This is a genomic window from Frankia sp. CcI156, assembly GCF_001983015.1.
Classification (GTDB): Bacteria; Actinomycetota; Actinomycetes; order Frankiales; family Frankiaceae; genus Frankia; species Frankia casuarinae.
On sequence record NZ_MOMD01000011.1, the window covers coordinates 12,460 to 34,311 of the forward strand.

Consider the following 21,852-nt stretch of genomic DNA (forward strand, 5'->3'; position numbering starts at 1 on the left):
TGGTCAGGCGGCATCGAGGTAGATCTGGCCGTTGTCATCGGTCGGGTCGTCCGGCACGGCGAGATCGAGGAAGCCGTCGTCGGCCGCGTTGTCGGGGTCGGCGGCGAGTTCGGCTGGGTTGGTCGTGACCAGGCGGTGCTCGACCTGCGAGGCCAGGGCTTGGAAAGCGACTCGTTGTGCCCCCGCCGCGAGGAGTCCTTGTCCGCGGTCGGCGGACAGCAGGAACTGCCGTTCGCCCTGGGACAGGTCGAAGATGGCGGTGATCTCGTCGATGGCCTGCGGTGCCTGGCGGAGCAGGATCTGGGTGGCGGCGTTGGTGACGATCGCTTTGCCGAGGTCGGTGGCGAGCACGTCGGCGGTGTCCTGGGTGGCCACGGTGAGCCCGGCCCAGTGCTTGCGGGACGACTTGGCCATGCGGAACAGGAAGTCCGCGCCAGCGGGCTGGCGCATGAGCAGCCATGCCTCGTCGACTACGACCAAGCGGGGACGGCGGTCGGCGGGGTTGGAGACTCGCCGCCACACGGCGTCGAGGACGAGTAGCGTCCCGATCGGCTTCAACTCGTCCGCAAGGTCGCGCAGCGAGTAGACGACAAGGTGGCCGTCGCCGCGGCGGGTCGTCGGCCCGTTGAACAGGCCGGAGAACGCCCCGGCGGTGAACGGGTGCAGCCGGGCGCCGAGCGCGACCGCGGCCGGGTCGTTGGAGCTGGCCAGGGTGGTGGCGAGGTCGGCCAGCAGCGGTGCCGGCCGGTTCCAGCTGCGCGGGTCGGAGCTGATCCCGGCGGCCTGGTAGGTGGCGGTGATCGCGACGTCGAGGGCTGCCCGTTCGGCCGCACTCAGCTGGCCGACCAGGACGGCGATAACGGTGTGCAGGAACAGGCTGCGCCGCACCAGCGCGTCGCGCGGTGCGGTGCGCCGCCCGTCGGGGGTGGTCTGGATCGGCAGGTCGAACGGGTTGATCCGCACCTCGTCGGCGCCGAGGTGCAGGTAGCTGGCGCCGACCGCGGCGGCGAGCCGGGCGTATTCGTCTTCCGGGTCGACGACGTGGACCTCGATGCCCCGGTAGAGACTGCGCAGGAGTTCGAGCTTGACCAGGTAGGACTTGCCGGCGCCGCTGCGGCCGAGGATGACGGCGTTGTGGTTGTCGACGTCGCCGAACCGGTCCCAGTGGACCAGCCCGTTGCTCGCGACGTTGAGCCCGTAGAGCACCCCGGTCGGAGCCAGAGAGGTCGGGTCGGCGGGCGGCAGATCGGGCGACGTGAACGGGAACGCCGCGGACAGGGCTGCGGTGTCGAAGGTGCGGCGCATCCGCACCTGGTCCAAGCCGAGGGGCAGGGTGCTGACCCAGCCCTGGAGCGAGCGGTAGCTGACTGGCTTGGCGTCCAGCAGCAGGCTGGCCGCCAGCGCCCGCACGGCGGCGACCTCGTCGGCCAACTCGGCTTCGCTGGCCGCATGGACGGTGAAATACAGACCCAGCCTGAACAGCTTGCCTTCGCCGCGGGCTACGCGGGCGGACAGGTCGTAGGCGTCCTCGGTCGCCGCCTCGACCTGCGGGTCGACCAGCCGGCCCTTCTCGTCGCCGAGCTGCCGGCCGGACTCCAGCTTCGACAGCTGCCGGCGCAGCCGGTTCGCCGCGGTGACCGGGTCAATCGGCTCGACGTGCACGGCGACGTCGACCCGGCCCGGGTAGGTCACCAGCGGGGCGAGCCAGCCGGCATGGACCTCACGCGGATAGCCGGTGATCGCCATCGTGGCCACGTAATCCCCGCCGACGTCCAGGTGGCGGGGCGCGATCGTGAGTGCGTCCGGGACGAACGCCGCCGCGGCAGCGTCCACTGTCCGGGTCGACGGGCTGGGGGCCTGCGCGGAGGTCCGGCGTCGGGCTCGTCTGCTCATCGGGCGTGTCCCCTGCGCGCCGTGTGTCGTGCTGGCCGTCGGGAGCCGCCGTCGGAACGCCCGGCCGGCGGGCGCAGGGCGGGCGGGTCCCAGAAGTCGGGGTCGTTGAGCGGGCCGTCCCCATCGGCGTCGTCGAACCGGTCGCCATAGCCGGCTCCGACCGCCGCGTCCGGGTCGTCGAACCCGGCGTCGTCCAGGAAGCCGTCGTCGGTGTCGGGCTGGTAGGCCGAGTAGCTGTCGACGGGCTCGGGGACATCGGCGGTGATGACGTCGTCGGGGGCCGCGAGCGCGGCCGGCGGCACCAGGCCGGCCGGGTTGCAGGCAGCGGCCAGCACGCTGGTCGCCGTGCCCGCGTCCAGCGGCGTGACCACGATCCCGGCCGGTGCCAGCAGGTCGGTCGCCTCGGCGAGCCGGCGGGCGAGCCGGGTGTGCGCGGCCCGTCGGATGGCCGCTCCGGCGCGGCGGGCGTCGCGGGCCGCCGCCCGTCGGCCGGACAGTGCGGCCAGCGGGGATGCGCCCCCGAGCCCGTCGACCGGGCCGGCCGCCACGAGCGGCTCTCGCAGGACCAGCAGGACCTGGCGGGTCAGCAGCTGCATCTCGTCGGCGAGCTGGGCCAGGTAGGTGGCGTGTTCGCGGGCGGCGTGCGCGAGCGCGGGGTGGGGCAGCTGGTCGGCGGCGTCGTCGAGTTGACGGATCTGGTCGGTCAGGTCGGCGGGCATGGCCCGCACGAGGATCTGCACCGGCGCGGTCAGGGAGTGCAGGTAGCGGGCGAACACGGCGACCAGCCCGTCCTGCTCGCCCGGCGTGCGCAGCGCGAAGTTCACCGTGCTCGCGACCGCGACGACCGCAAGCCCGTCCGGCCCGAGGTCGATCACGCCGACCCCGGCGTTGGTGGTGACGGTGCGGGCCGGTAGCCGCAGCGGCGCCGCGCTCTGCCCGCCCGCGGCCGGCCGTCGGTCACCGGAGCTGCTCGTGGCGCGGGCGGCCAGCCAGGACGGCGGCGGAATCACTCCTTCGGGGGCGTTGATGCGGTGTCGTGGGCTGGTGCGTTGGCGGATCGCGGCGACGAGCATCCGGTCGAGGGACAGCCCGTCGCGCTGGCCCAGGACGAGGACGCCGGCGCCCGCGGCGACCGGGACGGCGAGCAGCGCGAACACCGGCAACGGCAGCAGGGCACGGGTCGCGGCCCAGGCGAGGTAGAGCACGATCGCGGTMAGCGCGAGGATCAACACCTGCCGGGCGGTCAGGCCCGCCATGATCCGATCTTCGCGATCAACATCGGCGGGAATTCGTACGGGATGCGTCATCGCGGCTGATCACCTTCCGGTCGGGGTGGGCGGGGGCGGCGGGGCATGTTCGGCAACATCAGCTGCCGGTAGAGGGGCGGGACCGGCCGCGCCGGCGAGGTCGGGCGGGATGGCGACGGCGGTGGTGCAGGTGGGGACGGCCGGGCGGGGCGTGGGGTGCGGGGCAGGCCCTCCAGCGGGAGGGCGTACTGGCCGGTGCGGTCCGGGCGGATGCCCTGGTAGGGGTCGAACGGCAGCTCCAGCTGCCGGCCCCTCGGCGCCGGACGAGGCTGGGTCGGCCGGCCGGGACCAGACCGGCCCGCGCCGGCCCGCGCCGAGGCCGGACGCCGCACGGGTTGTGGGGCCTTGGGTGGGTGCGGCTGGTCGACCTCGAACGGCAGCAGCAGCTGGCCGTCGCGGTCCACCCACGCCCCGCCGTCGCGGGGCAGGTAACGCCCGCCGGGGGCGACGGCCTGGCCGAACGGGATGGACAGCTGGCGGTGCCGCGGCCGGGACCGTCCGGCCGGATTCGGCTGCCGCGGTGGGCGAGGTACCCCGCGCGCCGGTCCCGGGCGGCGGACGCGGGGCACCCTGGTCAGCGGGATGAGCAGCTGCCCGTCGGGGTCGGCCTCGATGTGGTCGTACGGGTCGGCCGGCCCACCGCCCGGCCCGCCGCCAGGCCGGCCCCTGCCCGGCCTGCCGCGCCCGCCCCGGCCGCGCCCGCCGCGGCCTCGCCCAGCCCGTCGGCCCGCGCCCCGTCCGAACCGGGCCCCGAGCAGGCCCAGCGCCCGGCCGATGATGTAGGCGCGCACGACCCGGCCGATAATGCCGTGCCCGCCGCCGTGCCCGATCCTTGGCATCATCCAGAACGGAATCCGGAACAGAAAATAGATCAGGGTGATCGAGGCCAGCAGGTTCACAACGCCGTCCGGGGTCGGGCCGAACACGGTGAACCCGCCCGGGGTAAAGAACACCTTGAACGAGGCGATGAGAACGAACGACTGGACGATCTGGATACCCAGGCAGCCGAAGAACGCCCGCCACCACCAGAACGCCATCTTCTCGGTCAGCGGGTGGCCGTGCCCGGCCAGCGCTATCGGCGCCGCGCCGATGAGCGCCACCTCGATGGTGATCCGGGCGATGTAGGTGCACAGCAGCGCGACAATGGAGCCGGCGAGAAACAGGCCGAGAAAGATGACGAAGACGCTGCGGCCGAGGCCGCCCGGAGTCGGCGCGATCGACCCGAGGACKATGTTCCTCAGCTGCCCGGCGGCGGTGTCGGGATTCAGCCCCTGACCGAGGATCGCGCCGGGCAGCACGTTCGCGCCCTGGATGGCTTTCGTGGCCAGGAACTGCGACAGCCCGGACGCGAGGAAACCCACCGGGATACGCGGGGCGATCTCCTTGATCGAGATGCGGGACTGGACCGTCCCCAACGACATGACGGTGATCCCACCGAACATGATCAGGGCGCCGTAGGCGGTGGCACTGATCGCCCACGACGTCGACCACATTTCACCGATCGCGGGAAGCTGGGACGGTTCCGGCGTGGTCAGCAACGTGCGGCCCAGCAGATCCAGCAGCGGGTTGAGCGCGGCGGTCACCAGCGTGCGGAAAAACGCGGTAATGGCGTTGTTGATCGCGTTGGTGATCCAGCCGACGATCCCGCCGCCGTCGCCGCCGGTGTCCGGCGCCGGGGGCGTCGTGTGCGGCACCGGTGGCGCCGGGACCTCCGGCGTGGTCGTGCAGTCCGGGTTGTCGGCCGGGCACGGCTCGCCGGTGCCGCCGCTGCCATTGCCGCCGCTGCCGTCGGGTGGGGTGCTCGGAGTGTCGGGCGCGGGCGTGGCACCTCCGCCCGAGGGAGCTGGCGTGGCCGGCGGCTCCTGGCCCGGAGGAACCGGGGACGGCCCAGGCTGCGGGTCCGGGGTGGGGCCGGTGGAGCCGGGCGCGCCAGCGGACGGCGCAGTCGAAGGGACGGGTGGTGCGGTGGCGGCGGAGGCCACCGCGGGAACCACGACCGCCAGCAGGAGCGCGAACGCCGCCGTCCCGGCCAGCAGCAGCCCTCGGCCCCGCCGGCGGTGGCGGCGCCGAGGGAAGCCCAGCCGGCGGCGCGTCGGGACGGACGACGAGCCCGGCGTGCCGGGTGGGAGGGTGCGGCGGTGCGAGGCGGCGGTCACGGCCTAGCCCCCGACGATCTGCTTGAGGATCTCGACGACGACCGGCGCGAGCGCGGCCAGCCCATAACCCCAGCCGGCGTTACGGAAGGAGTCCTTGGCCTTGCCGACCTCGCTCGGCTCGCCGTTGGAGATCAGGTAGCGCACGCCGCCGATCGAGAGGAACACCGTCGCCAGCAGCGCCAGAATCCCCATGATCCAGTTGCGGATGTTGTTCAGGACCGTGTTCAGGTCCGGTGCCGTGGGCGCTCCCGGAGGGACCGTCGCGGCGAACGCCGCCGCGCCTCCGGCCAGGACGAACACGCCCACGACGGCGACGAGCAGGACTGTGCGGCACCATCCGACCCGCCGGCTCGGACGTGGGGCGCGGAGCTGGGGTGGTGGGGTMGGGCTCATGCCGGCACCCCCGCAACCGCGAGTGCCGGCGTGCCGGCCGGCGGGAGGAAGCTGAGGACACCGGCCGGTGGATGTGGCCGGGGCGGGGGCTCGCTGGCCGCCTGCGGGGCCTGGCTGGTACCGGCCGGGTCGGTGAGGTGGCCGACGAGGCGTCGTTCGGCCCGCTCGCGCAGCCGGGAGGCGTGGCGGGGTGCCGTCGCGTGGCGGGCGGYCCAGGCGCTGAGCGGGAGGTCATCCAGGCGGGTCGCGGCGATCAGATCGGCTTCGGTGGTGGTCAGGACGCCGGCGGCGACCGCGTTTGCCAAGACCTGCTCGGGACCGGCCTGGCTCGGATCGGACCGCGCGGCTTCGGCCGCGGCGACGGTCTGGAACAGGTCCGGGTCGGGACGAGGGGCTTCCCGCTGCTGGACCGTCAGCGCCAGCCCGGCCCGGTAGGCGGCCCAGCGCAGCCGCACCGCGATTCGTGGCAGGTCCAGGCGGACCGTGGCCACCGCTTCGAGGAACCCGGTGAGCACCTCCGCCTGCACGTCCGCCGGGTCGAGGTCGCTGTAGCCGCCGAGCCGGGCGCAGATCGCGTGCAGTGCGGGCAGCGCCATCCCGGCGGCGCCGACCGTCCACGCACCGCCGTAGCGGCGGGAGCGGCGGATCACCACCGCCCACGCGGCGTCGCGGACGGCCTGCGGGCAGGAGCCGGCCAGCAGCAGGTTCCGCAGCTCGTCCAACGCCACMAGCCGGGTTGGCAGACCTGGCACCACCGACCCGTCCAGCGCCAACGGCGCCGGCCCGGCCACCAGCAGGCCGAAGCAGTCCCGCAAGGTCGCCAGAGGCAACGCGGATACGCCGCGGCCAGCCGGCCGGGCGGGAAAGGAAGACATTCCGTCGGGCATTACCGTCGTCCTTTGCTGTCACGGAAACTCGGACAGCTCTAAGGACGCCACGCCGTGCCCAGCAAAAAGCCAGAACGATCTCCCAGTGAATGCACAGAAAAGATCGCTGGCGCCCAGCAGAATCCCAGCGATCTTTATTCGGCACTCTCGCCAGCCTCGGAGTCGAGCCGACGCCAGCGGCGGCACGAGCCTGCACAGCAGGGCTGTGAGCTGCGACGCTGTGACATCCAGCGAAGATCGCTGGGCATCCCAGCGGGGACCGCGACGGGTCGGCAATGATGCCAGCGGGAAAAATCTTGAAAAAAGTTTCGGGTGGCCTGTTCGGGCAATGCCCAGCGAGCTGCCAGCGATCAATAGTCCGGTCGGACTAGGCAATGCCCAGCGGGAAAAATCTTGAAAAAAGTCGCCGGGCTGGTGTCCGAGGCATGCCCAGCAGACGGTCTCCTTTTACGGCCGCGAAAAMGCACCGCCGTGAAAGGAACCCTCTCGATGCCCGTATCAGACCCTGACCGCGACAGGGGCGCTGTCGTCCCCGCCGGGCAGCTGGCGACCGTCTGGCCGTGCCCGCCGGACAGCCCCGCCCGGCCGCCGGCCGGCTGGCTTCAGAGCGCCGTCGAACAGCTCGTCGCCACCCACACCCGGCCCGGCGACCCGGTCCTGCTGCTGACCCCGCCGGCCCCGGACGGGTTCGCCGCAGGCCGCCGCGAGACGCAGGCGGACCGGCTCGCCGATGCTGGTGGGGCCGTGGCCCGACTCGGCCGGCACGTCCAGGTCCGCCCCGCGCCCGCCACCCCGGGCCCGTGGACGTCCGGGTCCGGACCCGGACCCGCCACCTCCGGCGAAGGTCCGGACGACGACCGTCGCTCGCTGGTCGTCACGGTCGTCGAGCCGACGCGGACCGGCTGGCTCCACGGTGTTCCGTGGGCCCGTCTGGTCACCTCCGGCGGCCTGCTGGCTGTGATCAGCCGCAGCGACAGCATCGCCGGCTGGCTGATCGAACCCACCGCCGAGCTGACCGCCGCGACCGGCCGCCACGGGCTCGCGCTGCTCGACCGGTTCGTGCTGCTGGAAGTTCCCCTCGACGAGCTCGACCAGCCGCCCACCCCCCTGCCACGCGCGACGGTGGCCCGCAGAGTGCACTCCGACTTGCTGCTGTTCGCCCCGGTACTGCCCGCTGGCCCACAGGAGCGCCAGTGAGGAGCGACGCCGAACGCTGGCGCCGGGGACGGGCGGCGACGGTCTGGCCGACGGGCCTGCTCGCCCTCGCCGGCCAGGACGGTGCCGGCGACGGCCCGCGTGGCGGCGCCGCGGCGGACATGGCGGTTCCCGCGGCGGTCGCTGCCCATGCCATCGCCCTCTACAGCTGGCCCGGCGACACCGTCTGCGACCCGGACTGCGCCGACGGGGCCGTTCTCGTCGAGGCGGTTCTGGCTCGACGGCACGCCGTCGGCATCGCAGCGGACCGGCGCGCCTGGCAGACCGCTCGCCACGCCCTGACCGCGGCCAAGGCGCGGGGCGCGCCCGGTGACGGGACGATTCTGGACCGCTTGCCCGACGGGTGGTCCTGGACCGGACTCGGACCGGTCGACCTGCTTCTGACCGCCCTCGGACCGCCCGCCGACTCGGCCGGCCCGCATGGTCTGAGGGGCGACCGGCTGGCGACCCGCCTCGCCGGCTACCGGGACCTGGCCCGGCCCGCGGGCCGCCTCGTGGTCGTGGCCGCCTACCACGTCGCCGATGGCCTCGATCTGGCCAGCCGGATCGTCGCCGCCGGCCGCAAGGCAGGCTGGCAGCCCGTGCAACGCGCGGTCGCGCTCACCGCCGTCCCCTACACCCGTGCGCTCGACGCCGCGCCCGCGACCGGCCGTGCCTGGCCTGCCCACCACGACGTGCTCCTCTTCCGGTCCCGCGGGCAGCCGGCGCGGCCCCCGCGCCCACCGGAGCTGCCGCCGTCCAGCCCGGCGCCCGCCGCCGACCCGCCCGCCGCCGCGGCGAACCGCGCCGCCTAAGACCCGCCCTGCGCCGGCCGGCGCACCGCGGCCGGTCTTCCCGCTTCCCTTCTGCTCGCCCTTCTGTGGCTGGAGCCCCCATGTCTGACCTGTCGCCCATCCCCGTGCTGCCACCCGCCCCCACCGAGCCGGCCCGCCCGCCTGGCTGGTGGTCGCGGCTGGTCCACCGCCGTGCGGCGCGCGCGGCGCGGCTGCTCGCCGCCCACCACGCTCAGACCACCGAACGCGCCCGCCTGGCGCAGATCGCCCTCGTCCGCGGCGGCTACCACCTCGGACCGATTCCCTACGGCTACCTGCCGTTGCACGTTCCGGCCCCCGGCGGCGGGCGCCGCCGGGTCCGGCTCGTCGTCGATTTCGGGCCCGCGTCCGTCGTCTCGGCGATCTACCACTGGCGGATCGACGACCGGCTCACGCCACGGGCGATCACGACCCGGCTGCACGGCATCCCCGACCCCACCCTCCTCCCCGTCGACCCCACCAGCGGCCTGCCTCGGCCCTGGGCCCCGGCCGCGGTCGCCCGCGTCCTGGCCAACCCCGTCTACACCGGCGCCACCGTCTGGGGTCGCACCCGCGCCGGCCGGCCCGTCCCGCCCGATGAGTGGGTCATCTGCCTCGGCGCCCACCAGCCGATCATCGACGGGCGCACGTTCCACCACGCACAGCTCCTCGCGCCCCCCGGCGCAGGGATTTTCAGCGCGCAGCTACCACCGTGGGAATTCGTCGACCCGCCGACCGACCCGGGAAACACCAACGGCGGGCAGGGGCCGATCACATGACTCCACCGCGGCCGTTTCACGACCGAAACCGCACCTGGATGAGAAATGTTTCCGTCGGGCCGGAGACGTCGCGGTGACCCGCCGGCGGCCCCAGGATCGGGACGACACCGCACCCGCCGATCGCGGCGACGACACATCGGCTGTGTCGACCGGACGTCAGGACGCGGTCAGGGACATCACCATCGAGCACATCGAAACCGTCTGGATGACCCCCGAAGAATACGACACCGCCGTGTCCGTTCTGGCTGAACTTGTCCTACAGTGGGAAAGGAAGGGCGCGCCGAACACCGCGCCGAAAAAGGCGGCCTGACGACCCCGCACCTTTCTACCGGGCGGGCGGCCCGTCCCCATCAGATGGGCCGCCCGCCCATCATCTAGAAAGGAACCCTCGGTATGCCCTGCCCATTTTCAGCCCGACGAGCCATCACAAAGACGGCGGCGATCACCGAACCCGCCGTCCCGCCGGTCGTTTTCTACAGCCGGATCGCCACCGACGGCGGCCAGCAGTCCCTCACCGACCAGTACGCCCAGACCCTGGCCTACCTCGCGGCCCATCACCCGGCCTACCTCCTGCTCGACGACGACAGCAGTGAGCCGGCCCGCGCCCGATTTTCCCTCCCGTCGATGTGGCGTCGCGCTTTCCAGCGCCACTGGCGCCACGCCTAAAGCCCGGCCGCCGCACACGACCAGTTCCGAGAGAAAGGGACACGCGCCATGGCCCGTGCGACCTCGCGTCGCAAGAGCGCGAACCGCACCCCCCAGCCCGCCGTCGACCCGCTCGACACCGTCCGGGTCGGGATCTACCTGCGGCGCTCCACCGACGACGAGCACCAGCCTTACTCCATCGAAGCCCAGGAAGAACGACTCCGTTCCTACATCGACTCCCAACCCGGCTGGGCCATCGCCCTCCGGTTCTCCGACGACGCCTCCGGCGCCACCACCGAACGCGACGACCTGCAACGCGCCCTGTCCGCGGCCCGCCACGGACTGATCGACGTCCTGCTCGTCTACCGGGTCGACCGACTCTCCCGCAACCTGCGCGACACCGTCACCCTGCTCGAAGAACTTRACCAGGCYGGCGTCGTGTTCCGCTCGGYCACCGAGCCGTTCGACACCGCGACCCCGATGGGCCGCATGCTGCTCCAGATGCTCGCGATGTTCGCACAGTTCGAGCGCGACACGATCATCGACCGGGTCATCGCCGGCATGGAACGCAAAGCCGCCAAGGGCCTATGGATGGGCGGCAACCGGCCCTTCGGCTACCAGGTCGACCGCGCCAACTGGAAACTGCTCGTCGACGAGAAGGAAGCGCCCGTCGTCCGCCTGATCTTCAACCTCTACGTCAAGGAACGGGTCGGCACCCGCGCCATCGCCAAGACCCTCAACGAGCGCGGCCACCGCACCACCACCGGCGGACCCTGGTCCGGACACCAGGTCCTCCGCGTCCTGGACAACCGCATCTACCTCGGCGAGCTGACCTTCCGCGAGATCACCGTCACCGACACCCACAAGCCGATCATCGAGGCGGCCCAGTTCGCTGAGGCCGAGAAGATCCTCACCATCCGCAGCGACGGACACACCCACCGAGCCGCCAGCGACTCCGACTACTACCTCACCGGCCGCATGCGCTGCCCGCAATGCGCCAAAGCGATGCTCGGCTCCAACGCCGGGGGACGCAACCGCACCTACCGCTACTACACCTGCTTCACCCGCCTGCGCTACAGCCGCGACCGCTGCGACGCCCCCCGCCTCGACGCCGACGCCCTCGACCAAGCCGTCCTCACCRCACTCGCCGCCTTCTACCGCGACCACCAGCAGCTCATCTCCGACGCCGTCCACCACGCCCGCCAGCGCCACCACGACGCCCACGCCGACCGCACCGGCGAACTCGCCACCGTCCAGGCCGACCTCACCCAAACCGACCAGGCCATCGACCGCTACCTATCCGCGTTCGAGCGCGGCACCCTCGACGAAGAAACCCTCGCCACCCGACTCGCCACGCTGCGCACCAAGCAGAAGCAGCTCCGCCGCCGACAGACCGAACTCACCGCCCAGATCGACGACGAACCCGTCATGCCCCCACGCGCCACCCTCAGCAAGATCGCAGGCCACATCGATACGATCATCGAGGTCGGCACCGACCTTCAGCGCAAAGCCCTCGTCGAAGCCCTCATCCACGAAGTCAAGATCCTCGGCCCCGGACGGCTCCAACCGGTCTTCAAAGTCCCCAGACCCGAGCCGAGCGAGACCGCCGCAGCCGCCCTACCAGCCACAACGCCCCCGAAGGGAGCGGTTCGTACAATGCCAAACATGGTGGAGCGGGTGGGACTCGAACCCACGACCGACGGAAACACCGTCGCAACCACGACGTCCATACCGTCGGCACGGTGCCGCACGCGTCGTCGAGGTGTCACCCTGTTCCCGTGGACACACCGTCGATCCATCAGCCCCGCCAGCGCCGGTTCACCGACAGCGACGATCCCGGGCCGAACGAAGATCCCGAGCAGCTCCGGCTCTTCCACCGCTGGCGTGCGGCCCGGTCACCGTCGTCGGTGGTTCATCTCGACTCGGCCGGCGCGGCCCGCCCCAGTCGGGCCACGATCGCGGCCGAGGCCGCGTACCTGGAGCGCGAGAGCGCACTCGGCGCGTACGCCGCCGAGGTGGAGGCAGGCAGCGGGCTCCACGCCACGCGGGCCAGGCTCGTCAGCCTGATGGGCCCGGGACTCGACGCTGATGACCTGAGCTTCCACCATTCGGCGAGCGCGGCTTTCGCCAGCTTGCTGATGGCCTGGCGGCTCCCCGCCGGGGCGAGGATCGGCGTGGTACCAAGCGAGTACGGGTCCAACATGCTCGTACTCGCCGCCCGGGCGCTGCGCACCGCGGTCTCGCTGGTCGATCTTCCCGTCGACGAGACCGGGGTCATCGACGTCGAGACGCTCGACCGGGCCGGAGTAGCCTGCGCCGACGCACCCGGGCGCATCGGTCTCGCCGACCTCGACCTCGTGGTGTTTCCGCAGGTGCCAAGCCAACGGGGCATCGTTCAGCCGGCAGCCGCGATCGGTGCGCGCTGCGCGGCCGAAGGCGTCCCCCTGGTACTCGACGTGGCGCAGTCCCTCGGCCAGGTCGAGGTGCGYCAGACCGCGGCCAGCGCCTATATCGGAACGTCGAGAAAATGGCTCTGCGGGCCACGAGGAGCAGGATTTCTCGCCGTCCGGAAAGGCAGCGTCGATCTTCTTGATATCGCCGTGCCGAGCCTGCACAGCGCACGCTTCGACCGCAACGACCGTCCGGTTCCTCTCCCCGGACTGGCCCGGCTCGGGAGAGGCGGCGACCGTGTCCCGCATCGGCCTGGGGCAGGCCGTCACGGAATTGACGGATTCCGGCCCGTCACTTGTCTTCGCCCGCATCGCGCGGCTGGCCGGTCAGGGAAGACGCCTTMTCGACGGGGCCGGCGGCTGGCGGGTGCGCGAGGACCCAGATTCACCGTGCGGCATCATCACCATGCAACCGCCCCCCGGCACCGATCCGGTGGCCGTCCGGGACCGGCTCTACCGAGAGGACCGGGTGCTCACCAGTGCCATCCCCGTGGAGCGCTCCCGGGATCTCACCGGGCCGGTCCTCCGCGCGAGCGCGCACGTCTATACCGATCCGGCGGAGTTCGAAAGGCTGGCCATGGGGCTCGAACGCATCGCCTACGATCGTTGACGCCCCGGCGGCCACCTGCCCGCAGGCCGACCAGCCAGCGCGTCTTCGGCTGTCGCCGCCCTCGTACGTGCCGCCAGCACCGCCGCCTCATGCCACAGCGTGCCCGCGCTACCGCCATCTGACCGAGTCGGCCGCGGACACCTGGTATATACTATCGATAGCTATCATGCGCGGGAGGCGTTGTGGCGGACACGGCGATCGCGAGGCTCTTCATGCACGGCAGAAGCCAGGCAGTGCGGCTCCCGAAGGAGTTCCGGCTGCCCGGTGACCGGGTGCGCGTCCGGCACATGGGAGACGGCGTGCTGCTAGAGCCGATCGCGTCCGATGTCGACGCCTGGTTCGCCGAGCTGGACCGTTTCGTGGACGTGCCGCTGTTCGAGGACGGCAGGAACCAGCCGCCGACGCCCGCCGGGGAGGACTTCTTCGGGTGAACTGCCTCCTGGACACCAGCACTGTGGTCGCACTGCTGCGRAACAAGCCCGTCGGCGTGCGGGAACGGTACCGGGAGGCCGAAGCGTCAGAGGATTATCTCGCGCTCTCGTCGGTCGTCTTGTTCGAGCTGTGGTACGGCGTGGCGAAGAGCGCTCAGGTGCCGGAGAACACCGAGCGCCTGCGGATACTGCTCTCCGGTGACCTGGACCTGCTTGACTTCGATGACGAGGATGCCCGTGCTGCCGGCGAGGTGCGCGCCGTCCTGGAGAAGGCCGGGACGCCGATTGGCGCCTACGATCTGTTGATCGCCGGGCAGGCACTGCGGCGCGGGCTGACAGTCGTTACGGCGAACACCTCGGAGTTCAGCCGGGTCACCGGCCTGAGCTGGGAGGACTGGACGAGCTAGCCGTCGTCGGCGCCCGCTGCCGGGGTCGTGCGACAGCACGGTCGGCCTGGCTCCAGGCGCGCCGCTGGCGTAGCACCCATTGCCCGCGCCGACGCCGACGAACTCGCCACGAGCCGCTAGCACGTCCGAGCCGCGCTCGGGCGTGGACGGCCGACGATCTACGATCGTCTTCTGATGGACGTGTCCCTCGTGACGCTCGCCACGCTGGGCCCTCCCCATGCTCCACCAGCTACCCGGTGGGGATCTGCTGAAATGGTTGGCGTCGCTGGATGCGGTGTCCCCGACGCACCCAGCGATCGGTGGCGCCCCCACGCTCCGCCAGCGGGCACCAACGCCCGTACGGCCTGACGAGGTCTGTCGCCTCGTGGCCGGCAAGTCCGGGAGAACGACTGGACCAGCATGAGCGTAGCGAACGGAACCACAGTACCCGCAGTACCTGGCGCCATCACCGTGGCGGCAGTGGACGATCACCCGATCGTGCTTCGCGGCCTCGCGGACCTCCTTCACGACGTCGAGGACTTCAGGCTGATCGGCACCGCCCACTCCATCGAAGCCCTGCTGGCCGGTCCGGGGCGCGGCGCCCAGGTGATCCTGCTCGATCTCGATCTCGGCGATGGCACCGCGCCGCCCCATAACATCCAGCGGCTGCTCGCGGTGGACCGCGCGGTCGTGGTTTTCAGCGCCGCGGCGGCTCCCGCGACGGTTCGCGACGCGATGCGCGCCGGCGCGTCGGGCTTCGTCCCGAAGACCGACGACATCGAGGATCTGGCCACCGCGATCCGCGCCGCCGCCGCGGGAACGGGGTGGATCTCGCCGCAGCTGGCATTCCTGCTGCTCACCGATGACGCTACGGACAAACCGGATCTGTCGCCCAAAGAGGTAGAAGCACTGCGTCTCTATGCGACCGGAATGCCCATGAAGACGGTTGCCCACAAGATGAACGTCTCCCCGGAAACGGCGAAGCAGTACATCGATCGGGTCCGGTCGAAGTACCGCAAGGCCGGGCGGGACGCGAGCACCAAGGTCGACCTCTACAAACTCGCGGTGGAAGACGGTCATCTCAACCCCGGTGCCGAGGGAACGGCCTGACCGCGCCACCAGAGTGATCACGAGGAGGTGGACCCGGCGCGCGCCCTCGCGCCACCCCCCGCACAGCGGGAGAGCGCGCGCCCGATCAAGGAACGGAACACCTCGGCGGACATCCCCTGGCCCGGCGGCCTGTCCTCCCTGTGTCCCCTTGCCTCCCCCGTGTCTCCTTGACCAGGAATATCCTCGCGGACAATGACGATTCGGTCATGACCCACATCCACCGAATCCGTTGTCCCCCGTCAAGGGGTCAGCGGAAGGACTTCGAAGCACGACCGCCGAGACCGGATCGATGCGGACAGGTCATCTTCGAGGGGGCTTCGTCCTCGGCTGGAGCAGCATCGCCCCGATCAGGGCGAGGAGGCCGGCGCCGAGGCACACCGTGATCCCTGCCTGTGGACGGATCGAGATTGCATCCGCGGAAATCGCGCGGAACGATGCGAKGGTCGGCGGCCCGTAGACCCGGTCCAGAGCGGTGATGATCACGATCAGAACTGCGATGATTCGGGCGAGGGCGACATCGATCGCACCGGCAAGCGGCCGACGCACCAACCGTCCCACCCCGATGGCACCGAGTGTGACCGCCAGGACACCGACGATGCGCCCGTCTCCGACCACAAGACCGCTGAACGTACGTGTCTCGTCGCCGCTGGACATCTCGCTCCACGGCAGGACGGAACCGATGCCGGCGCCGACGGCCGCCAGCACCACCATCAGCGCGGCGACCGGCCGGGGCGCGGTGGCCGGCGGGAAAGCGGACGGCGTCGGTTGTTCGGACGGCGTCGGTTGTTCGGACGGCGTCGGTTGTTCGGACGGCGTCGGTTGTTCGGACGGCGTCGACGGACGATGCGCCTCGGGCAAGGCCTGCGGACGCGGGACAACCGGCCGCGGCCCCGGGTCCGCACGCCGTTCCTGACCCTCCAGGTCATGGTCGTCACCCGCGCCCCGGTTCCGCCCGGGATACGCGTGCAGCCGGCGGTCAAAGGCCGGGTCGGGGTAGGGATAGGCATCGGTCACCGGCTCGCCGCCCGGCCCCGCGCCGGAGACCGGTAGGGGCCACGCCTCGTCCCTCGTGCCGGAGGGCATCGGATCCGGTTCGAGATCGGGCCTGAGCTGTCGGCGCACCTGCATGGTCGGCGGGTCGGTGGAACGCGACGCCCGTGGACGACCACGATCATGATCGAGCACATGATCATCCCCGTCGGTACGGGCGGCCATCCGACGCCCGGCCGCGGCCTCCAGGGGATCCCTTCCAGGTTCTCGATGATCCCGGACGGGAACGGGCGCCGGTACTCCTCGCGGCCGAGGACCCTCCTCAACGCCGGGAACGGGTGGCACCCTGGCACCGGAACCGGCGGAGGTCCTCGAGACGTCGCGCTCGAACCACGCGGGTCGGGATGGCGTCGGTGTCGGCGTCGGCGTCGGCGTTGGTGTCGGTGTCGGTGTCGGTGTCGGTGTCGGTGTCGGTGTCGGTGTCGGCGTCGGCGTCGGCGTCGGCGTCGGCGTCGGCGTCGGCGTCGGCGTCGGCGTCGGCGTCGGCGTCGGCGAACCGGACGCCCCGGATCGCGGTACCGGCCGGTCGGGACGAGATCCGCGGCCGCCCTCGTCCCCGCGACGTGGGAGTGGACCGTCGGGCGACGACGGGCTGATCCGTTCCCGGATCGGGGACTGTCCGGCGGGATGGGACGGGCTGGCGGACAGCTCGGACGGCGCCGGCGGGCGAGCCCGGGTCGGCGCCGGTGCCGGCAGCGGCGCGGGGACCGGCGGTGGGGAGGCACTCGTACGGCCGGGCGTCGAACGCGCGCTTCCGGCCGAACTGACCGGATTCCCCGCGCGACTCGGGGGAGGCGGTGCCGCGGGACTACCCGAACGGCTCGCGGCCGGTGGCGCCGCCGCCGGGGTGGGCGGGGGTGAGACGGGCGGCCCGGGCCACGAAGCCGGGGGCCGTCGGACGGCGCCGCGCCCCTGGCCGGAAGCAGGCTGGCCGGGTGTGTCGGTCTTCGGTGGCGTCGACCGCTTCGATGATTCCGGGGTGTCCGCCGCGGCTGGCCGGGCGGGAGCCGGCGGCACCGACCGCTGCCCGCCGCCCACGGACCGCGCCGGTGAAGCTCCTCCCAAGGGTGGAACCGACGTCGGCGGGATACGGCCGGTACCCTGCCGCGGGGCGGCAACCGCGCTCCCCGCGCTCCCGGGGTTTCCCGGCTTTCCGAAGTTTCCCGGCTTTCCGGGATTCTCTGTCTTTGTCGTGCCCTGCGGGCTTCCGGCCCGCTCCGCACCGCTCCGGCCGGCCGGATCCGCATCGGCCGAACTCGCGCTCGCTGCTCGTCCGCTCTGGGAGGAGGTCGGATTCGGCGCACGGGCGGACGTGGCGGCCGCGTTCCTCCCGGCCCCCGGGCGCGGTGCGGTCTTCTCCGTGGTCCCACCGCTCTGCCCGGTCCGGGGTACTCCGGTTTCGGGATTGGCCGCGGCGTCGCCGTTCGTCGACCGGGCGTCGGACGCCTGACCGTCCGTCCCACTTCCCTGCTCGGCCATCCCACCACTTCCTGACATACACCGTGTGCAACAGGCCGCCGGCCGACCCGGTACGGACCGGTACGGACCGGAGGCGGCCGGGCCCCGGGCCGTACCACGCCCCCAGCTTGTCCGCCTAGGCCCAGCTGGGCCTCATCATGACAGTCATCGGTCCACGCCTGACATGTGCCAGAACGGCAACGGCACAACGGGGGGCCGCGCCGGCGGGCCGCCGGTGACCGGCGGACTCGGCGTCGGCGCGGCTCGGGGTGCTCGAGGTATGCCAGTTCTCGGTCAGGGATCAAAGATCAGGGATGCGACGCTGACACCAGACGGTGGGGTCGGTTCAGACGGTGGGGTCAGATGGCCTCCCCGATGCGATGGACCCGCATCATGTTGGTCATGCCGGCCACGCCCGGCGGCGTCCCGGCGACGACGACCAYCAGTTCACCCGGCTTGCATCGGCCAATATGGAAGAGGGCGCTGTCGACCTGGCGGACCATCTCGTCCGTGCTGTCCGCGAACGGCACGAGGAAGGTTTCCACGCCCCAGAAGAGCGCCATCTGGTTGCGGACAGCCGGAATCGGCGTGAAGGCCAGCACCGGGACCTCGGTACGGTACCGGGCGAGTCGCCGGGCCGTGTCACCACTGAGGGTGTGGGCCACGAGGTAACGGGCGCCGACCGCGGCTCCTACCGACGCGGCGGCCTGGGCGAGTGCCCCACCGAGCGTGCGCGGTTCGGTCCGCAGGGGCGGTATCCGGCCGAGGTCGGCCTCGGCGGTCTCGATGATGCGCGCCATGGTGGCCGTGGCCTCGATGGGGTAGGCACCGACGCTCGTCTCCGCCGACAGCATGATCGCGTCAGCGCCGTCCAGGACGGCGTTGGCGCAGTCACTGGCCTCGGCACGGGTCGGCCGCGGCGCGCTGACCATGGACTCGAGCACCTGGGTCGCGACGATCACCGGCTTGGCCCGCTCCCGGGCCTGGCYGACGGCGCGCTTCTGCACGAGCGGCACGTCCTCGAGCGGCARCTCGACCCCGAGATCGCCACGGGCGATCATCAGACCGTCGAACGCCTCGATGATCTCGTCGAGTTCGGCGACCRCCTGCGGCTTCTCGATCTTGGCGTGGACCGGAACCCGGATCCCCACCTCATCCATGATCGCATGCACCGCCGCGGCGTCCACGGCGCTCCGGACGAAGGACAGTGCGACCATGTCCACCCCGAGGTTGAGAGCGAACCGCAGGTCAGCGGCGTCCTTCTCGGTGAGCGCCGGGACGGTGAGCGCGGCGTTGGGAATGTTCATCCCCTTGTGGTCGCTCACCGGCCCGCCGACAACGACCGTGGTGTGGACGTCGGTGTCAGTCACCCCGTCGATCTGCAGGACCAGGCGGCCGTCGTCGACCAGGACGCGATCCCCGGCCGCGACGTCGCCCGGCAGGCCCGGGTAGGTCGTGCCGACCTGATGCTGATCGCCGGGAACATCGCGGATCGTGACGGTGAACCGCTGACCGGGCAGCAGGGTGACCCCGCCGTCGGCGAAGTTCCCCAGCCGGATTTTCGGTCCCTGGAGGTCGGCGAGCGTGCCGACGCTGCGGCCGGCCGCCTCCGCGGCCTCGCGCACCCGCGCGTAAGTGACGGCATGCTGTTCGTGTGTTCCGTGGGAGAAGTTTAGTCGGGCAATGTCCATTCCCGCGTCGACGAGGGCCCGGACCTTCTCTGGCGAGCTGGTCGCGGGGCCGAGGGTACAAACAATCTTGGCTCTACGGGGCACACCCAGAGCCTAAGTACTGATCGTCGGTCATTGCACACGGGGGCCACCGGGAGGCGCGCGCGGCGGCCCGAGAAGTAGTCAGATCAGGCGTATCCGTTATATGCTGCACGTGGTCGCACGGCGGCGTACCGTTCATATCGTCCGCGCCACACCCCTGTCGGTTGACGCGCGTGATACGGGAAAGACGGCAAGGGCGCCGGACGTTCCTGGGATCCGCTTCCTCGGATGCGGAAGTCGGTAGGGCACGATCGAGTCCCCCCGGAGCCGATATGAAACAAAATCCCGCCATCCACCGCCAGCCGTCCGGCGACATCGACATCGCCGTCGCCGACGTCATGGCTCCCGCCGAGACCAGCGTCGTCGCCTCGGAGGTGCACGCCGGCAGCGCGGCCGGCGAGAGCTCCCCCACGGCCGCAGCGCTTCGTTCGGCCGAGCCCGGATCTTAGTGTCGCCACGACGGGCGGCCGTGGGCGGCGACCGGCCGCGGACCACGGCCGGTCGCCGCCCACCTGTCGGGTCGGCGCGACGCCGGCCGCCCGAACGTGGCGCGCCCGGATGTGGCCCAGGAGTCAGACCCCGACCGGTGGGGCACTGGCCCCTTCGGCCCACCCCGCATCAGCACCGACGGGCGTGACCGGGGCGAACTGGGTCCGGTACAACTCGGCATAGAGCCCGCCGCGGGCCAGCAGCTCCTCATGGGTCCCGCTCTGCACGATCCGCCCGTCGTCGACCACCAGAATGCGGTCGGCGTCGCGCACCRTGGACAGCCGGTGCGCGATGACCAGGGATGTCCGTCCCACCAGCGCGGCGGTCAGCGCCTGCTGCACGCCGGCCTCGGACTCGCTGTCGAGGTGCGCGGTGGCCTCGTCCAGCACGACGATGCCCGGTTCGCGCAGCAGCAGCCGGGCGATGGCCAGCCGCTGCTTCTCCCCGCCGGACAGGCGGTAGCCCCGGTCACCGACGACCGTGTCCAGGCCGTCCGGCAGGGAGCGCACGAGCGGCCCGATCCGCGCCGCGTCCAGAGCGGTCCACATCTGCTCGTCCGAGGCGTCCGCCCGGGCGAAGGCCAGGTTCGCGCGGATGGTGTCGTGGAACAGATGCGCGTCCTGGGTGACCACACCGACGGCGGACCGCAGGGACCGAAGGGTGAGATCGCGGACGTCGTGCCCGCCGATGCGTACCGACCCCGACCGCACGTCGTACATGCGCGGAACGAGYTGGCTGATCGTCGTCTTGCCCGCTCCGGACGGGCCGACCAACGCGATCACCTGCCCCGGCTCGACCCGGAAGGTGACATCGTGCAGCACCGGCGTGGGCACCCGCGGGTCGAGTACGGCGACCGACTCCAGCGACGCCAGGGAGACCTCGTCGGCGGCCGGATAACGGAAACCGACATGATCGAACTCGATGGTCGCCGCGCCTGCCGGCAGATCGACAGCGCCCGGCCGGTCGGCGATCGCCGGCTCCAAATCGAGCACCTCGAAGACCCGCTCGAAGGACACCAGCGCCGTCATGACGTCGACGTGCACGTTGGAGAGCTGAGTGAGCGGCCCGTAGAGCCGCCCGAGGTAGGCCGTGAGCGCGACCAGGGTACCGACCTCCAAGCTGCCCTGGGCAGCGAACCGACCGCCTATCCCGTAGACGATCGCGGTCGCGAGCGAGGCGACCAGGGTGAGCGAGACGAAGAATATGCGGCCGTACATGGCCTGGGTCACCCCGATGTCACGCACCCGCCCGGCCCGAACACGGAAGTTCTCGTCCTCCCGTTCCGCCGAACCATACAGTTGCGCGAGCATCGCTCCGGACACGTTGAATCGTTCCGTCATCGTCGTGTTCATCTCGGCGTTCAACCCGTAGCTCTCCCGGGTCAGCCTGGCCAGGCGGGGCGCCAACAAGCGGGCCGGAATAATAAATACCGGCAGCAACACGAGCGACACGAGCGTGATCCGCCAGGACAGCACCAGCATCGCGGCGAGCACGAATCCGGCGGACAGGATATTCGACAGCACCGACGACAGCGTGTTGGTGAACGCCGACTGCGCGCCGAGCACGTCGTTGTTCAACCGGCTGATGAGCGCCCCGGTCTGGGTCCGGGTGAAGAAGGCGAGCGGCTGGCACTGCACGTGCCGGAACACCTGGCTGCGCATCTCGTAGATCAGACCCTCGCCGATCCGGGCCGAGAACCAGCGCTGCGCGAGCGACAGACCGGCGTCCAGGAACGCCAGGCCCGCGACGACCGCGGCGAGCGCCTGCACGAACCCCACCCGGTGGCGCACGATGCCGTCGTCGATGATCGTCTTGAAGATCATCGGAACAACCGCACCGACAGCCGAGCTGAGCACGATGAGCGCGAGAAAGTAGGCGAGCTGCCGCCGATGGGGGCGGGCGAAGGCGACGATCCTGCGCAGGGTGCCAGGCCGCAGCGAGGTCCGGGTGACCGAACGGTCCTGTTGGAAGGTACGCATCGTGGACCAACCGTCCGTTCCCGGTCGCATCAGCCCTCCCTGGCGGCGGTG

20 protein-coding genes and 1 pseudogene are annotated in these 21,852 nt (G+C 71.6%); 13 read left to right on the forward strand and 8 right to left on the reverse strand.

The features are described from left to right. Positions 1 to 3: 3 nt before the first annotated feature. From CcI156_RS04515 to CcI156_RS04535, 5 genes are read right to left on the reverse strand one after another with little or no spacing between them, the layout of a single operon-like run. Complete coding sequence (locus CcI156_RS04515; RefSeq protein ID WP_011436131.1) at positions 4 to 1,893, reverse strand: VirB4 family type IV secretion system protein; 1,890 nt, start codon at positions 1,891 to 1,893, stop codon at positions 4 to 6. Further along, the gene (locus CcI156_RS04520) at positions 1,890 to 3,200 is read right to left on the reverse strand and encodes a PrgI family protein (protein ID WP_011436130.1); all 1,311 of its coding nucleotides are present in this window, start codon (positions 3,198 to 3,200) and stop codon (positions 1,890 to 1,892) included. The genes CcI156_RS04515 and CcI156_RS04520 overlap by 4 nt, the downstream gene beginning before the upstream one ends. After that, the gene (locus CcI156_RS04525; RefSeq protein WP_011436129.1) at positions 3,197 to 5,356 is read right to left on the reverse strand and encodes a hypothetical protein; all 2,160 of its coding nucleotides are present in this window, start codon (positions 5,354 to 5,356) and stop codon (positions 3,197 to 3,199) included. The genes CcI156_RS04520 and CcI156_RS04525 overlap by 4 nt, the downstream gene beginning before the upstream one ends. Positions 5,357 to 5,359: 3 nt before the next feature. Further along, entirely contained in the window at positions 5,360 to 5,749 is a 390-nt protein-coding gene (locus tag CcI156_RS04530; RefSeq protein ID WP_011436128.1) for a pilin, read from the reverse strand. After that, complete coding sequence (locus CcI156_RS04535; protein WP_254847270.1) at positions 5,746 to 6,579, reverse strand: hypothetical protein; 834 nt, start codon at positions 6,577 to 6,579, stop codon at positions 5,746 to 5,748. The genes CcI156_RS04530 and CcI156_RS04535 overlap by 4 nt, the downstream gene beginning before the upstream one ends. Positions 6,580 to 7,125: 546 nt before the next feature. Here CcI156_RS04535 and CcI156_RS04540 point away from each other — a divergent pair. The 11 genes and pseudogenes from CcI156_RS04540 (at position 7,126) to CcI156_RS04585 (ending at position 15,053) form a co-directional block, all read left to right on the forward strand. Further along, entirely contained in the window at positions 7,126 to 7,833 is a 708-nt protein-coding gene (locus CcI156_RS04540; protein ID WP_011436126.1) for a hypothetical protein, read from the forward strand. Then, on the forward strand, positions 7,830 to 8,645 hold the full coding sequence (locus tag CcI156_RS04545; RefSeq protein ID WP_011436125.1) for a hypothetical protein: 816 nt from the start codon (positions 7,830 to 7,832) through the stop codon (positions 8,643 to 8,645). Before CcI156_RS04540 ends, CcI156_RS04545 begins: the two co-directional genes overlap by 4 nt. Positions 8,646 to 8,725: 80 nt before the next feature. Continuing rightward, a complete protein-coding gene (locus CcI156_RS04550; RefSeq protein WP_011436124.1) occupies positions 8,726 to 9,421 on the forward strand; it encodes a recombinase family protein in 696 nt (231 codons plus the stop codon). Positions 9,422 to 9,563: 142 nt separating this feature from the next. Next, entirely contained in the window at positions 9,564 to 9,731 is a 168-nt protein-coding gene (locus CcI156_RS25430) for a hypothetical protein (RefSeq protein WP_157493277.1), read from the forward strand. An 83-nt stretch (positions 9,732 to 9,814) separates the two neighbouring features. Further along, positions 9,815 to 10,087, forward strand: coding sequence for a hypothetical protein (locus CcI156_RS04560; RefSeq protein ID WP_011436123.1), 273 nt, complete (start codon positions 9,815 to 9,817; stop codon positions 10,085 to 10,087). A 48-nt stretch (positions 10,088 to 10,135) separates the two neighbouring features. Beyond that, on the forward strand, positions 10,136 to 12,133 hold the full coding sequence (locus tag CcI156_RS04565; protein WP_076804401.1) for a recombinase family protein: 1,998 nt from the start codon (positions 10,136 to 10,138) through the stop codon (positions 12,131 to 12,133). Further along, positions 12,022 to 12,579: pseudogene (locus tag CcI156_RS26580) on the forward strand (aminotransferase class V-fold PLP-dependent enzyme); the annotation flags it as partial. The gene CcI156_RS04565 and the pseudogene CcI156_RS26580, both read left to right, overlap by 112 nt. A 175-nt stretch (positions 12,580 to 12,754) precedes the next feature. Further along, a complete protein-coding gene (locus CcI156_RS26585; RefSeq protein WP_254847283.1) occupies positions 12,755 to 13,126 on the forward strand; it encodes a hypothetical protein in 372 nt (123 codons plus the stop codon). Positions 13,127 to 13,338: 212 nt separating this feature from the next. Further along, on the forward strand, positions 13,339 to 13,557 hold the full coding sequence (locus CcI156_RS04575; protein WP_035730384.1) for an antitoxin: 219 nt from the start codon (positions 13,339 to 13,341) through the stop codon (positions 13,555 to 13,557). Beyond that, on the forward strand, positions 13,554 to 13,964 hold the full coding sequence (locus tag CcI156_RS04580) for a type II toxin-antitoxin system VapC family toxin (protein ID WP_011436119.1): 411 nt from the start codon (positions 13,554 to 13,556) through the stop codon (positions 13,962 to 13,964). Before CcI156_RS04575 ends, CcI156_RS04580 begins: the two co-directional genes overlap by 4 nt. 399 nt (positions 13,965 to 14,363) lie before the next feature. Next, positions 14,364 to 15,053 carry a response regulator transcription factor gene (locus CcI156_RS04585; protein WP_011436118.1) on the forward strand — a complete coding sequence of 230 codons (690 nt, stop codon included), beginning with the start codon at positions 14,364 to 14,366 and terminating at the stop codon, positions 15,051 to 15,053. 300 nt (positions 15,054 to 15,353) lie between these two features. Here CcI156_RS04585 and CcI156_RS25435 read toward each other — a convergent pair whose 3' ends face one another. Next, positions 15,354 to 16,268, reverse strand: a complete 915-nt coding sequence (locus tag CcI156_RS25435; protein ID WP_076804403.1) for a hypothetical protein — start codon at positions 16,266 to 16,268, stop codon at positions 15,354 to 15,356. 179 nt (positions 16,269 to 16,447) lie between these two features. Here CcI156_RS25435 and CcI156_RS25440 point away from each other — a divergent pair, with 179 nt between their 5' ends. Continuing rightward, complete coding sequence (locus CcI156_RS25440; protein WP_070982109.1) at positions 16,448 to 16,699, forward strand: hypothetical protein; 252 nt, start codon at positions 16,448 to 16,450, stop codon at positions 16,697 to 16,699. 1,221 nt (positions 16,700 to 17,920) lie between these two features. Here the strand turns inward: CcI156_RS25440 and pyk are convergent. Then, on the reverse strand, positions 17,921 to 19,336 hold the full coding sequence (gene pyk / locus CcI156_RS04605; protein WP_076804405.1) for a pyruvate kinase: 1,416 nt from the start codon (positions 19,334 to 19,336) through the stop codon (positions 17,921 to 17,923). Positions 19,337 to 19,605: 269 nt separating this feature from the next. Between pyk and CcI156_RS25450 the strand changes: the two genes are divergently transcribed. Beyond that, positions 19,606 to 19,782 (forward strand): hypothetical protein, encoded by a 177-nt coding sequence (locus CcI156_RS25450; RefSeq protein WP_023841550.1) that lies wholly within the window; start codon positions 19,606 to 19,608, stop codon positions 19,780 to 19,782. Between the two features lie 123 nt (positions 19,783 to 19,905). Here the strand turns inward: CcI156_RS25450 and CcI156_RS04610 are convergent, their stop codons facing one another. Then, positions 19,906 to 21,831 carry an ABC transporter ATP-binding protein gene (locus CcI156_RS04610; RefSeq protein WP_076804407.1) on the reverse strand — a complete coding sequence of 642 codons (1,926 nt, stop codon included), beginning with the start codon at positions 21,829 to 21,831 and terminating at the stop codon, positions 19,906 to 19,908. Between the last annotated feature and the right edge of the window lie 21 nt (positions 21,832 to 21,852).